The sequence below is a fragment of the Citrobacter sp. KTE30 genome (assembly GCF_000398825.1).
GTDB classification, from domain to species: domain Bacteria; phylum Pseudomonadota; class Gammaproteobacteria; order Enterobacterales; family Enterobacteriaceae; genus Citrobacter; species Citrobacter freundii.
Genome location: NZ_KB976055.1, coordinates 1,608,984 through 1,621,092 on the forward strand (window position 1 = coordinate 1,608,984; position 12,109 = coordinate 1,621,092).

A 12,109-nucleotide genomic window follows, 5' to 3' on the forward strand; every position below is an offset into this window, starting at 1 on the left:
CATGAAAAAACTGTTACTCGTTGTCCTGTTATTGCTGGTTGTGCTGGGCATTGCCGCGGGAGTGGGAATGTGGAAAGTTCGCCATCTGGCGGACAGTAAATTATTGATTAAAGAAGAGACGATTTTTACGCTGAAAGCGGGGACGGGCCGCCTGGCCCTTGGCGAACAGCTGTATGCGGACAAGGTTATTAACCGTCCGCGCGTGTTCCAATGGCTGCTGCGTGTGGAACCCGAACTGTCGCATTTTAAGGCCGGAACCTACCGTTTTACACCCGACATGACGGTTCGGGATATGCTGCAACTGCTGGAAAGCGGAAAAGAGGCGCAGTTCCCGTTACGTCTGGTTGAAGGGATGCGCCTAAGCGATTACCTGAAACAGCTGCGCGATGCCCCGTATATCAAACATACATTAAGCGACGATAGCTATGAGACCGTGGCCCAGGCTCTGAAACTGGAAAACCCGCAATGGGTGGAAGGTTGGTTCTGGCCAGATACCTGGATGTATACCGCCAATACGACTGACGTAGCGTTGCTAAAACGCGCGCATCAGAAAATGGTTAAAGCGGTGGATACTGTCTGGGAAGGGCGCGCTGACGGCCTGCCTTATCAGGACAAAAATCAGCTGGTAACCATGGCTTCTATTATTGAAAAAGAGACTGCGGTTGCCAGCGAGCGTGACCAGGTGGCTTCGGTGTTTATTAACCGTTTACGTATCGGTATGCGTTTACAAACCGATCCGACGGTGATTTACGGTATGGGGTCACGTTATAATGGCAAATTGTCGCGCGTGGATTTAGACACCCCGACCGCTTATAACACCTATACCATTACAGGACTGCCACCTGGCCCGATTGCCATGCCGGGAGAGGCATCGTTGCAGGCCGCGGCACATCCGGCAAAAACGCCGTATCTTTATTTTGTGGCTGACGGTAAAGGTGGCCACACGTTTAACACCAATCTTGCCAGCCACAACCGGTCCGTGCAGGATTACCTGAAAGTGCTTAAGGAAAAAAATGGGCAGTAACTATATCGTCATCGAGGGCCTGGAAGGCGCCGGAAAAACCACCGCGCGTAACGTAGTGGTAGAGACACTTGAGCAACTCGGTATTCGTGACATGGTTTTCACCCGCGAACCTGGCGGCACGCAACTGGCTGAGAAACTAAGAAGCCTGGTGCTGGACATTAAGTCGGTGGGTGACGAGGTTATCACCGACAAAGCCGAAGTTCTGATGTTTTACGCCGCGCGCGTACAACTGGTCGAAACCGTTATTAAACCTGCGCTGGCGAAAGGCGCGTGGGTAATTGGCGATCGTCACGATCTGTCTACGCAGGCGTATCAGGGTGGTGGACGTGGTATCGATCAAAACATGCTGGCAACCCTGCGCGATGCAGTGCTCGGCGATTTTCGCCCGGATCTGACTATCTATCTGGATGTGACGCCAGAAGTCGGGTTGAAGCGTGCCCGTGCACGCGGCGAGCTGGATCGTATTGAGCAGGAATCTTTCGATTTCTTTAATCGTACCCGCGCGCGCTATCTTGAGCTGGCTGCCAAAGACGCCAGCATTCGCACTATAGACGCTACGCAGCCGCTGGAGGCTGTGATGGCTGATATTCGCAATACCATCACCCAGTGGGTGAAGGAGCAGGGCGCATGAAATGGTACCCATGGTTACGACCGGATTTTGAAAAACTGGTGGCCAGCTACCAGGCGGGTCGTGGTCACCATGCGTTACTGATTCAGGCGTTACCCGGAATGGGCGACGAGGCGCTTATTTACGCCCTCAGCCGCTATTTAATGTGCCAGCAGCCGGAAGGACATAAAAGCTGCGGACAGTGCCGTGGCTGTCAGCTGATGCAGGCGGGGACGCACCCTGACTACTATTCGCTGCTGCCAGAAAAAGGCAAAAGCACGCTGGGGGTTGATGCTGTACGCGAAGTCAGTGAAAAGCTGTACGAGCATTCGCGTCTCGGCGGTGCGAAGGTCGTGTGGATCCCTGATGCCGCCCAGTTAACCGATGCTGCCGCCAATGCCCTGTTGAAAACGCTGGAAGAACCCCCGGCACAGACCTGGTTTTTCCTCGCCAGCACAGAGCCTGCTCGTTTGCTGGCGACATTACGCAGCCGTTGTCGGTTACATCATCTTGCGCCACCTCCGGAGTCGTATGCTATCTCCTGGCTTGCTCGTGAAGTGACTGCGTCGTCAGAAGCGCTGCTTAGCGCGTTACGTCTAAGTGCCGGTTCGCCAGGCGCGGCACTCACGCTGTTACAGGCTGAAAGCTGGGCGCACCGTACAGATTTTTGTGCGGCACTGGTGAATACATTAAACGCCGGTGATTGGTATATCTTGCTCGCGGCGTTAAACCACGATCAGGCTGCCGCCCGTTTACACTGGCTGGCAACGTTGTTTACGGATGCGTTGAAACGTCCGTATGGGATTGCCCATTTAACCAATCCCGATGCCCTGGACCTGATATCTTCCATCGCAGAACGGTTATCCGTTGCCCAGATACAGGCGATACTCGGTGACGTTTGTCATTGCCGTCAGCAGTTGCTGAACGTGACGGGCGTAAACCGCGAGCTGGTATTAACCGATCTTATTCTTCGTATTGAGCATTACCTGCAACCAGGCACCGTACTGCCTGTTCCCCATCTTTGAGAGAGACATTATGTTTTTAGTCGACTCACACTGCCATCTTGATGGCCTGGATTATCAATCTCTGCATAAGGACGTGGACGACGTGCTGGCGAAAGCGGCCGCACGCGATGTGAAATTCTGTCTTGCCGTTGCAACCACCTTGCCAGGATACCGCAGTATGCGTGAACTGGTTGGTGAGCGTGACAATGTGGTTTTTTCCTGCGGCGTGCATCCGTTAAATCAGGATGAAACCTATGATGTTGAGGAGCTGCGTCGTTTTGCCGCCGAAGAGGGGGTTGTGGCGATGGGAGAAACCGGGCTGGACTATTTTTACACGCCGGAAACAAAGGTGCGCCAGCAGGAATCTTTTATCCACCATATTCAGATTGGCCGTGAGTTACAGAAGCCAGTTATCGTGCATACCCGCGATGCGCGAGCCGACACGCTGTCTATTCTGCGCGAAGAAAAAGTGACGGATTGTGGCGGCGTACTACACTGTTTTACAGAGGACAGAGAAACGGCGGGCAAATTACTGGACCTTGGATTCTATATCTCGTTTTCCGGCATCGTCACGTTCCGAAATGCAGAGCAGCTCCGTGATGCCGCCCGCTATGTTCCTCTGGACCGGTTATTGGTCGAGACGGATTCTCCCTACCTTGCGCCTGTACCGCATCGTGGAAAAGAGAACCAGCCCGCCATGACTCGTGACGTTGCAGAGTACATGGCCGTAGTGAAAGGTGTTGCCGTTGAAGAACTGGCGCAGGCAACCACTGATAACTTTGCCCGCCTGTTTCACATCGACGCTTCTCGCCTGCAATCTGTTCGTTAACTGACTTTTTTTAAAGCTCGTAATTAATCACTAATGCGAGTAAAGTTCACCGCCACAAAATGGGCGGTGAATAACCAGATTGACACATTCAGAAACGCATTTTATCGGAATGTGCGGATTTTGCGGCCATTCACGACTGAACTGTGATAGCCGTCAAACAAAAACAAACTGAATTATTTTACTCTGTGTAATAAATAAAGGGTACTTAGATGCCCTGTACACGGCGAGGTTCTCCCCCCTCGCTAATGCGTGAGAACGTAGAAAAGCACAAATACTCAGGAGCACTCCTAATTATGTTTAAGAATGCATTTGCTAACCTGCAAAAGGTCGGTAAATCGCTGATGCTGCCGGTATCCGTACTCCCAATTGCAGGTATCCTGCTGGGCGTCGGTTCCGCTAACTTCAGCTGGCTGCCAGCCGTTGTATCGCACGTAATGGCAGAAGCGGGCGGTTCTGTTTTTGCGAACATGCCGCTGATTTTTGCTATCGGTGTTGCGTTAGGCTTCACTAATAATGACGGTGTATCTGCACTGGCATCCGTTGTTGCTTACGGCATCATGGTTAAGACCATGGCTGTTGTTGCGCCGCTGGTTCTGCATTTACCTGCTGAAGAGATCGCAGCTAAACACCTTGCTGATACGGGTGTTCTCGGAGGGATTATCTCCGGTGCGATTGCAGCGTATATGTTCAACCGCTTCTACCGTATTAAATTGCCTGAGTATCTTGGCTTCTTTGCGGGTAAGCGCTTCGTTCCTATCATTTCTGGTCTGGCTGCTATCTTCACAGGTGTGGTTCTGTCCTTCATTTGGCCGCCAATCGGTACTGCTATTCAGACGTTCTCCCAGTGGGCTGCATACCAGAACCCGGTCGTGGCGTTCGGTATCTATGGCTTCATTGAACGCTGCCTGGTGCCGTTTGGTCTGCACCATATCTGGAACGTTCCATTCCAGATGCAGATCGGTGAATACACCAACGCTGCAGGTCAGGTGTTCCACGGCGACATCCCTCGCTATATGGCGGGTGACCCGACTGCGGGCAAACTGTCTGGTGGCTTCCTGTTCAAAATGTACGGTCTGCCGGCTGCTGCTATCGCTATCTGGCACTCTGCTAAACCAGAAAACCGCGCGAAAGTGGGCGGTATCATGATCTCCGCGGCGCTGACCTCGTTCCTGACCGGTATTACCGAGCCGATCGAGTTCTCCTTCATGTTCGTGGCGCCGATCCTGTACATCATCCACGCGATTCTGGCTGGTCTGGCATTCCCGATCTGTATCCTGCTGGGTATGCGTGACGGTACGTCGTTCTCCCACGGTCTGATCGACTTTATCGTTCTTTCCGGTAACAGCAGCAAACTGTGGCTGTTCCCGATTGTCGGTATCGGTTATGCGATTGTTTACTACACCATCTTCCGTGTGCTGATCAAAGCGCTGGACCTGAAAACTCCGGGTCGTGAAGATGCCACCGAAGACAGCAAAGCAGGTGCGTCAGGCGAAATGGCTCCGGCTCTGGTTGCGGCGTTCGGCGGTAAAGAAAACATCACTAACCTTGATGCGTGTATCACCCGTCTGCGTGTCAGCGTGGCTGACGTTGCCAAAGTGGATCAGGCTGGCCTGAAGAAACTGGGTGCGGCGGGCGTTGTGGTAGCTGGTTCCGGTGTTCAGGCGATTTTCGGTACTAAGTCCGATAACCTGAAAACTGAAATGGATGAGTACATCCGTAACAGCTAAGCAGTAAGAAATTGGGGAGAACTAAGGCAGCCTACGGGCTGCCTTTTTTATTGCATTAATTAGCCTGAACGCGAATCGGCGCGGTGACTGCGAACAGCCACGGACGAGCCTCTGCATTCACGCGAGGGGATAACGTCTCTCTGACTTGCTGGTGGTAATCATCAATCCATTGCTTTTCAGCTTCACTCAATAGATGCAGTTCAACCAGATTCAAATCAATCGGCACCAGCGTCAGCGTTGAGAAACGACAGAAGCCAGGGCGGCTGTTGATTATTTCCACCTGGTTCTCAATACGGATCCCATATTGCCCGGCCAGATAGTAACCCGGTTCGATAGTGATGATATTGCCCGCGACCAGAGGCCAGGGGTTTACTTTCTTGGCAATGCGATGGGGTTGTTCATGGATAAGCAACTGGTGGCCTACGCCGTGTCCTGTTCCATGATCAAAATCCAGGCCTAAATCCCACAACGCCCGACGGCTAAAGGCATCCAGTTGATGGCCCTGAGTGCCGCTGGGAAACTGCAGTGAAATAAGCGACAAAAAGCCTTTCAGCACGGCGGTGTAATGCAGACGACGTTGCGGATCCTGTGGACCAAACGCGAAGGTACGCGTCGTATCCGTCGTACCATTGTGGTACTGGCCGCCGGAATCATTCAGATACATGGCCTGCGAGGTAATTGGCGTATTGGTTTTTTCACTGGAGTGGTAATGACACATCGCCGCATTGCTGGCAGAGGCCGATATCGTGCTGAAGCTTTGCTCAATAAATCCCGGCTGCTGCTGGCGAAATTCCAGTTGCTTTGCCTGGGCTTCCAGTTCGGTGACCGGATTGTCAGCCGCTTCGCGCAAAGGGACTTCATGGGCCAGCCAGGCAAGGAAATTAACCCAGGCTGCGCCATCTTGTTCATGGCATTCCCGATAGCCCGCCAGTTCAACGTCATTTTTGTGGGCTTTCATCAAGGTGATGGGATCAGGGGCCCATAAGACGTTGCCACCGTGTTCTTCAATGGCAAAACGCAACGCAACCGGGGCGTAGTCTTTATCGACCAGGAAGCGTTTCCCACTGGCCAGTTGCTGGCAACGTACCAGGAAACTCTCTTGCGGGGCCAGCGTGAGCGTGTTTAGCAGTGATACGGGGAGTTGCTGCGTTTTGTTGCTATCCACAAACCATTCCAGCTCACCGCTGCGATGGAGCAGGGCAAACGAAAACGGTACTGGCACCATAGCCAGATCTGAACCGCGTACATTCAACAGCCAGGCAATGTTATCCGGCAGGGTAATTGCCAGTACGTCAGCCTCATGTTGAGCGAGTTGTTCCACGACGCGGGCACGCTTTTGCGTGCTGCTTTCCCCGCTGATTTCAATGGGCATTTCACGAATGATGCCGCAGGGGGCTGCCGGTCGGTCAAGCCACACCTGGTCAAAAGGATCTTGCTCAAGAGGTACCAGCTCGCAATGAGTTGCCGACAAGGCTTCAAACTGGCTGTTGACCATCAGCAGTGGTTCAAAGCCGATACGTGTACCCGCTGCAACGTGAGACTGCAAATAGTCGGCCAGCGGTTCATCGTGTAAATGATGAATTTCAAAATCATCCAGCGAGACTTCATTGCGTACCTGGACCTGATAGCGTCCATCGACAAACATTAACGCGCGATCCCGAAGGACCAACGCGAGGCCGGCAGAACCGCTAAATCCGGTCAGACAGGCCAGTTTATTGTCATGCGGCGTACAATCTTCGCTTTGATGAGCGTCGGCGCGCGGAACAATCATGCCATCCAGCCCCTGCGCTATCAGCAGGTTGCGCAGGGCGGAAAGAGGAGTTGAGATGTGCATAGTTAACCTTCAGGTCTTAACGGAACGGCGGTTCGTTGAATGTACGTAATTTACGGGAGTGCAGTCGGTCGCCTTCAGCACGCAGACGATCGATAGCCCGGATACCTATTTGCAGATGCTCAGAAATAGCACCTTCATAAAAACGGTTGGCCTGACCAGGTAGTTTGATCTCACCGTGCAGCGGCTTGTCGGAAACGCACAGCAGCGTGCCGTACGGAACGCGGAAACGGTATCCCTGAGCGGCGATGGTGGCGCTTTCCATATCGATAGCCACCGCGCGACTGAGGTTGAAACGCAGCGCAGAAGCGGAATAGCGTAGCTCCCAGTTACGATCGTCGGTGGTGACGACAGTACCGGTACGCAAGCGCTGTTTAACTTCTTCACCGGGCATACCGCTGACTTCTTTGGTGGCGTCATACAGGGCGCGTTGTACTTCCGCAATGCTCGGAATCGGAATATCCGGCGGTAGTACGGCATCCAACACGTGGTCGTCACGCAGATAAGCGTGGGCCAGAACATAGTCGCCAATCGCCTGACTTTCACGCAGACCACCGCAGTGACCAATCATCAGCCAGACGTCAGGACGCAGTACGGCCAGGTGATCGCAAATGGTTTTGGCGTTAGACGGGCCAACGCCGATATTGACCAGCGTGATCCCCTGACCGTCAGCCGTGATTAAATGCCAGGCGGGCATCTGGTGTTTCTTCCAGGCGAGATCGGAGATGGCTTCTTCTGGCGCTTCGGTTTCGGCGGTGATCCAGATCCCGCCCGCACAAGAAAGCGCGATATATGGGCTGTCCGGGTCGAGGATCTGGCTGCAACCCCAACGCACAAACTCATCGACGTAGCGGGTGTAGTTGGTGAACAGTACAAAAGGTTGAAAATGTTCAACCGGCGTTCCCGTGTAATGACGTAGTCGCGCCAGCGAAAAATCCACGCGTCGGGCATCGAAGTGAGACAGCGGAGAAAATTCCGCCGGATGAAAAATCCCGTCTGCCGTTTCGTCACCAATCTGCGACAATTCAGTGGTGGGGAAATGGCGCGTTAATCCGGCGCTCATCGAGCGATCCAGCGTCAGTTCTGAACCGTCAATCACATAGGGATAGGGGATTTCATGCTGCGACGGCTCGACGGAGATATGCGCATCATAATCCTGATACAGCAGCGTGAGCTGTTCTTCAAGATACGGACGAAAAAGCGACGGGCGGGTAATCGTAGTGGTGTAGCTGCCCGCATGGGTAAAACGACCATAGGCTCGGGTTTTCGGGGGATTGGTGGCGATGCCATCCCAGGTGACACACAGTGATGGGTAAACAAAAAGACCGTTATGGCGGGCGATTACATCAGGGAGCGTCCCTGTTTCAATATACTTACCAATGGCGCTACGCAGTGCTTTAACCGACTGCTCGTACAGCGCGTCCAGTTTATCCAGTGCCTGAGCCGGGGTCAGGCTGGAGCCCTTATTGTTCATGTCTGTCTCCTTGTTTCACAGATGTACTGCTCTCCCGATAGTATGTCACAGGAATGTGAAACAAAAGTCAGACGTTGAGGAAGATTGCGCGAAGACCGGACGGCCTCCGCACCCGGGCTTAACCGTGCTGCTTATCCCGCATCAGCAATGCTGTAGTCGCGGAAATAAGACAACCCGCCATCAGATAAATGGCTACGCTGTGCCAGTCTCCGCCGGAGAATGTTACCAGTGCAGCAGCAATGAAGGGGGTAAAACCGCCGCCAACTACGCTTGCTACCTGATAACCAACGCCTGCGCCGCTGTAGCGATAGCTTGCGCCAAACAAACCGGTAAACATAGGCTGCTGTACGCAGACCACCATATCGTGTGCAATGTTGGCCAACATAATCGCGAAGAACACGATCCAGAAAATGGATTGCGCTTCTAACGCCATAAAGAACGGGAATGCGCTAAGCGTCCCGACCAGTGCGCCAGTAATGTAAACGCGCCGGCGACCAAAGCGGTCGGCGAGCCAGGCAAAGCAGGGGATGGTCAGACAGCTCAGTCCACCAACTAACAACCCGATATTCAGAAACAGTTCGCGAGGTAAGCCCAGATTCTGCGTGGAGTAATTAAGGGCAAACGCGGTGACGATATACATCGTCAGCAGTTCACACAGGCGCAGAGCGATAATTTTCAAAAACGCCCCTGGATGACGGATTAATGCCTCGACTACCGGTAGTCTCTTTTTCTCTGGTTGCGGTGCCTGCTGCTGCTGTTCGAATTCGGCCGATTCATCCATTCGGTTACGCATCCACAACGCGCCCAATACCAGCACGATGCTGAACAGGAATGGAATACGCCAGCCCCAACTCAGGAACTGCTCATCGGTGGTTTGCGAGCTAATCAGCGAGACCAGACCGGTAGAAAGTAACAGTCCGACGCCGTAACCAACCTGAACGCCGCTGCTGTAGAAGGCTTTTTTATTTTTCGGCGCGCTTTCGACCGAGAGCAACGCTGCGCCGCCCCATTCACCGCCAACGGCGAATCCCTGAATAGCACGCAGCGTCACCAGCAGAACGGGAGCCCACCAGCCAATGGTGTCAAAAGAGGGAATAATCCCGATCAGCGCAGTGGCAATACCCATCATCCAGACGGTAAGCATCAGCATACGTTTACGGCCCAGACGATCGCCGAAGTGGCCGAAGATCACCCCGCCTAACGGACGGAACAAAAATCCGACGCCAAAGGTAGCAAATGCGGCAAGTGTCCCCATCGCTGGGCTGACTTGCGGGAAGAACTCGCGGTTAAAGACCAGTGCGGCAGTAATGCCATAAAGCAGAAAATCATACCAGTCGACCACGGCACCCGCGAAGCTGCCAAGCGCAGCGCGTCGGGCGCGGTTAAGCGAAGAGGCGTCCTGTTGGGGACCCGTGGAGGTGAGGGTGGAATCCATAGTTATCCTGTCTGTACTGTTTTTTAGTTATTAGTATTTGAGTTGGGTTACACACATTGCAGTCGCAATATTAACGACCGTTATGAGATTACCGCGACAGACGGGAAGTGAAAACGATTATCTCCCTCATCTGATGGCAACATGAAAAATAAGATGAATGAAAAATCTGAATCAGGTGGAATCGTGGCCTGTCAGGAGTGTTCTGATTTCAGGCGGAGCATTAGGAGTACTGTATTTGGGGAAGCTATATACCCACTTTCATAATGGTATACGGAGATTCAGTGAAACCACATCGCTCATAAGCACGAATCGCACGCCCGTTATCTCCGTGGACATATAAGCGAAGCTCCAGTGCCTTTTGTTCAAAGTGTGCGCGGTAGATGCGGTAGCCCAGCGCATTAAGCAACATCGCGTCGGCCGGTGTGGCGTCACGGATTTGTAATGTCATGAATGATTCCCGTCCTGGTAATAAATTGACGATTACTAAATTATATCAAAACTGTCAGTGATACAGTGGGATGCGAATATTTCAGAGGCTTGTCAGTATGAAGATTGTTTTTATCCCTGCGTTGATCGTAGTCCTGATTGATAAAGAACAGGACATAGGACGGGAATTGACCCGCGATGAGGTTGAGTCCATTCGCGATGGCGCTACAGCCATCCGCCTGCCGGCCGAAGCAGCCGAGGATATAATCAGAGAGCGTGGCTACCGCGATATTGATCCTGAGAATGTCTGGCGCGAGTGGCAGGCGTATAAAGCTGACTGAACGTCGATGGGAACACACTGCTTTAGTGGCACATGAAAATTGTGCACTTACACGGATGCGTTTACTCAACACCTGGTGTGGAGCTGAGGGGCAACTTTGAGCGAGGTGCTGACATTGTGCTTAAATAATAATGATGGCTCTGGCAGGATGGGTGTTCAATGATTGAAAGGTGACCACTAATTCAGGTGACGTAAATGTGTAGCAATCCCCCACTTTAGGCCGATACATTTTCCATTAATCAGGTCGATAACAGAATAACTTGCATTGGGGTGAGCATAGCGAGGGAAACTATTGACAGTCCCTTCTTTAAGAATTGCCAGAGTGCCCTGACTGACATGCCCGTGAGACACAATACATATTGTTTGTTGATGTGATGAAGTATCTTCCAGGTTTTGTAAAAAACACATAACTCGCTGAGAAGCATGCGCCAGTGACTCCCCCCCAGGTGGACAATACTCTGCATCAAGCCTGAATAATGCATTTGAATCGTTCGGATGTTTTTGTCTGAGTAGTTCTAACGGCATACCTTCAAACTGACCAAAGGCCTGCTCTTTAAGGGCCGGTTCAGCCGTCAGTGAACAGCGAAAGTGTTCAGCCAGGCTTTGCCCCATTTGCCAGGCACGTCCAAGCGGAGAAGCGTAAACACGCTCTATTTGATATTCACTTGCACTAAACGCTGCTAGTAGGACGGATGTTTCACGCAAACCCCGACAGGTCAAGGAGCTATCGCTGTGCCCCTGAATAATTCCGTCCAAATTCCACTCTGTTTCTGCGTGTCGAACAAGTATCAATTTCATCGTTAGCGGGCCATGCTCGTTGTTGATCAAAATGCCCCAACAGCGCGATGCCAAACACACACCGTTGAAGCAGCAGAAGGCTTTCCGGTTTTGGAAATAATGAACAAGTGTAGCTTATTGCCGTTATGCAGCGGCTCTGGGTGTGAGGCGCTGAATTTTATCCGTAGTTAACTTCCGCTTTTGGCACTCAGCGGACGTTGGTATGAAGCAACCCGGCGCCCGTTAATATTAAGCGGAAAGATGAATTAACGCGTCTCCCCGTTTCTCCATCCTCTTCGCTTTTTCCTTTATCCTGCCTCTCTTGCTGTGCATACAGCGACGTGTTATCACTCGGTAAATGCAAAAATTACCGAAGTTACTAGAACTTGCATTAGCCACGGATAATCAGCGTACCGAAACCTGCATTTCACGGGTTGCTATGGTGTTGAGAGTAATCCCTGAACACCGCCTGTCTGCAGTTTATGAACCGATGATTAACATGGTTTTGACTGGTCCTAAACGCATGATGATTGATGACAGAACGCTGCAATATTATTCAGCTCAGAACAGTTGAAATGTTACCTGGGCAGAGTGAAGTCATCACAGCGCAAGTGATATGACAGGCGACCTGTTGA

The 12,109-nt window shown here is 52.3% G+C and carries 12 protein-coding genes; 7 read left to right on the forward strand and 5 right to left on the reverse strand.

The annotated features are described in order from the left end of the window. Position 1 precedes the first annotated feature (1 nt). From yceG to ptsG, 5 genes are all read left to right on the forward strand, one after another. On the forward strand, positions 2-1,024 hold the full coding sequence (gene yceG / locus WC1_RS15345) for a cell division protein YceG (protein WP_003036266.1): 1,023 nt from the start codon (positions 2-4) through the stop codon (positions 1,022-1,024). Beyond that, the gene (tmk, locus tag WC1_RS15340) at positions 1,014-1,655 is read left to right on the forward strand and encodes a dTMP kinase (RefSeq protein WP_003036268.1); all 642 of its coding nucleotides are present in this window, start codon (positions 1,014-1,016) and stop codon (positions 1,653-1,655) included. Before yceG ends, tmk begins: the two co-directional genes overlap by 11 nt. Further along, positions 1,652-2,656, forward strand: a complete 1,005-nt coding sequence (gene holB / locus WC1_RS15335; protein WP_016149938.1) for a DNA polymerase III subunit delta' — start codon at positions 1,652-1,654, stop codon at positions 2,654-2,656. Before tmk ends, holB begins: the two co-directional genes overlap by 4 nt. 10 nt (positions 2,657-2,666) lie before the next feature. Next, complete coding sequence (locus WC1_RS15330) at positions 2,667-3,464, forward strand: metal-dependent hydrolase (protein WP_003036276.1); 798 nt, start codon at positions 2,667-2,669, stop codon at positions 3,462-3,464. Between the two features lie 293 nt (positions 3,465-3,757). Further along, positions 3,758-5,191 (forward strand): PTS glucose transporter subunit IIBC, encoded by a 1,434-nt coding sequence (gene ptsG, locus WC1_RS15325; RefSeq protein WP_003036277.1) that lies wholly within the window; start codon positions 3,758-3,760, stop codon positions 5,189-5,191. A 55-nt stretch (positions 5,192-5,246) separates the two neighbouring features. On the opposite strand, the gene WC1_RS15320 is transcribed toward ptsG, so the two are convergent. The 4 genes from WC1_RS15320 to WC1_RS15305 form a co-directional block, all read right to left on the reverse strand. Further along, a complete protein-coding gene (locus WC1_RS15320; protein ID WP_016149939.1) occupies positions 5,247-7,025 on the reverse strand; it encodes an aminopeptidase P family protein in 1,779 nt (592 codons plus the stop codon). A 16-nt stretch (positions 7,026-7,041) separates the two neighbouring features. Next, the gene (locus tag WC1_RS15315) at positions 7,042-8,496 is read right to left on the reverse strand and encodes an AMP nucleosidase (protein ID WP_016149940.1); all 1,455 of its coding nucleotides are present in this window, start codon (positions 8,494-8,496) and stop codon (positions 7,042-7,044) included. A 118-nt stretch (positions 8,497-8,614) separates the two neighbouring features. Next, on the reverse strand, positions 8,615-9,931 hold the full coding sequence (gene shiA / locus WC1_RS15310; protein ID WP_003036285.1) for a shikimate transporter: 1,317 nt from the start codon (positions 9,929-9,931) through the stop codon (positions 8,615-8,617). Positions 9,932-10,175: 244 nt separating this feature from the next. After that, on the reverse strand, positions 10,176-10,379 hold the full coding sequence (locus tag WC1_RS15305; protein WP_016149941.1) for an N-acetyltransferase: 204 nt from the start codon (positions 10,377-10,379) through the stop codon (positions 10,176-10,178). A 97-nt stretch (positions 10,380-10,476) separates the two neighbouring features. Here WC1_RS15305 and WC1_RS15300 point away from each other — a divergent pair, with 97 nt between their 5' ends. Continuing rightward, positions 10,477-10,698 carry a hypothetical protein gene (locus tag WC1_RS15300; protein WP_003036289.1) on the forward strand — a complete coding sequence of 74 codons (222 nt, stop codon included), beginning with the start codon at positions 10,477-10,479 and terminating at the stop codon, positions 10,696-10,698. 176 nt (positions 10,699-10,874) lie between these two features. Here the strand turns inward: WC1_RS15300 and WC1_RS23475 are convergent, their stop codons facing one another. Then, complete coding sequence (locus tag WC1_RS23475; protein WP_071599121.1) at positions 10,875-11,495, reverse strand: histidine phosphatase family protein; 621 nt, start codon at positions 11,493-11,495, stop codon at positions 10,875-10,877. A 418-nt stretch (positions 11,496-11,913) separates the two neighbouring features. Here WC1_RS23475 and WC1_RS25060 point away from each other — a divergent pair, with 418 nt between their 5' ends. Further along, entirely contained in the window at positions 11,914-12,048 is a 135-nt protein-coding gene (locus WC1_RS25060; protein ID WP_226791653.1) for an AraC family transcriptional regulator N-terminal domain-containing protein, read from the forward strand. Positions 12,049-12,109 lie beyond the last annotated feature (61 nt).

Bases quoted from the DNA above. Each gene is read 5' to 3' on its own strand.
- WC1_RS15315 (WP_016149940.1), bottom strand. From the start codon at position 8,496: ATGAACAATAAGGGCTCCAGCCTGACCCCGGCTCAGGCACTGGATAAA.
- holB (WP_016149938.1), top strand. From the start codon at position 1,652: ATGAAATGGTACCCATGGTTACGACCGGATTTTGAAAAACTGGTGGCC.
- yceG (WP_003036266.1), top strand. From the start codon at position 2: ATGAAAAAACTGTTACTCGTTGTCCTGTTATTGCTGGTTGTGCTGGGC.
- ptsG (WP_003036277.1), top strand. From the start codon at position 3,758: ATGTTTAAGAATGCATTTGCTAACCTGCAAAAGGTCGGTAAATCGCTG.
- WC1_RS15330 (WP_003036276.1), top strand. From the start codon at position 2,667: ATGTTTTTAGTCGACTCACACTGCCATCTTGATGGCCTGGATTATCAA.
- tmk (WP_003036268.1), top strand. From the start codon at position 1,014: ATGGGCAGTAACTATATCGTCATCGAGGGCCTGGAAGGCGCCGGAAAA.
- WC1_RS23475 (WP_071599121.1), bottom strand. From the start codon at position 11,495: ATGAAATTGATACTTGTTCGACACGCAGAAACAGAGTGGAATTTGGAC.
- WC1_RS15320 (WP_016149939.1), bottom strand. From the start codon at position 7,025: ATGCACATCTCAACTCCTCTTTCCGCCCTGCGCAACCTGCTGATAGCG.
- WC1_RS25060 (WP_226791653.1), top strand. From the start codon at position 11,914: ATGGTGTTGAGAGTAATCCCTGAACACCGCCTGTCTGCAGTTTATGAA.
- WC1_RS15300 (WP_003036289.1), top strand. From the start codon at position 10,477: ATGAAGATTGTTTTTATCCCTGCGTTGATCGTAGTCCTGATTGATAAA.
- shiA (WP_003036285.1), bottom strand. From the start codon at position 9,931: ATGGATTCCACCCTCACCTCCACGGGTCCCCAACAGGACGCCTCTTCG.
- WC1_RS15305 (WP_016149941.1), bottom strand. From the start codon at position 10,379: ATGACATTACAAATCCGTGACGCCACACCGGCCGACGCGATGTTGCTT.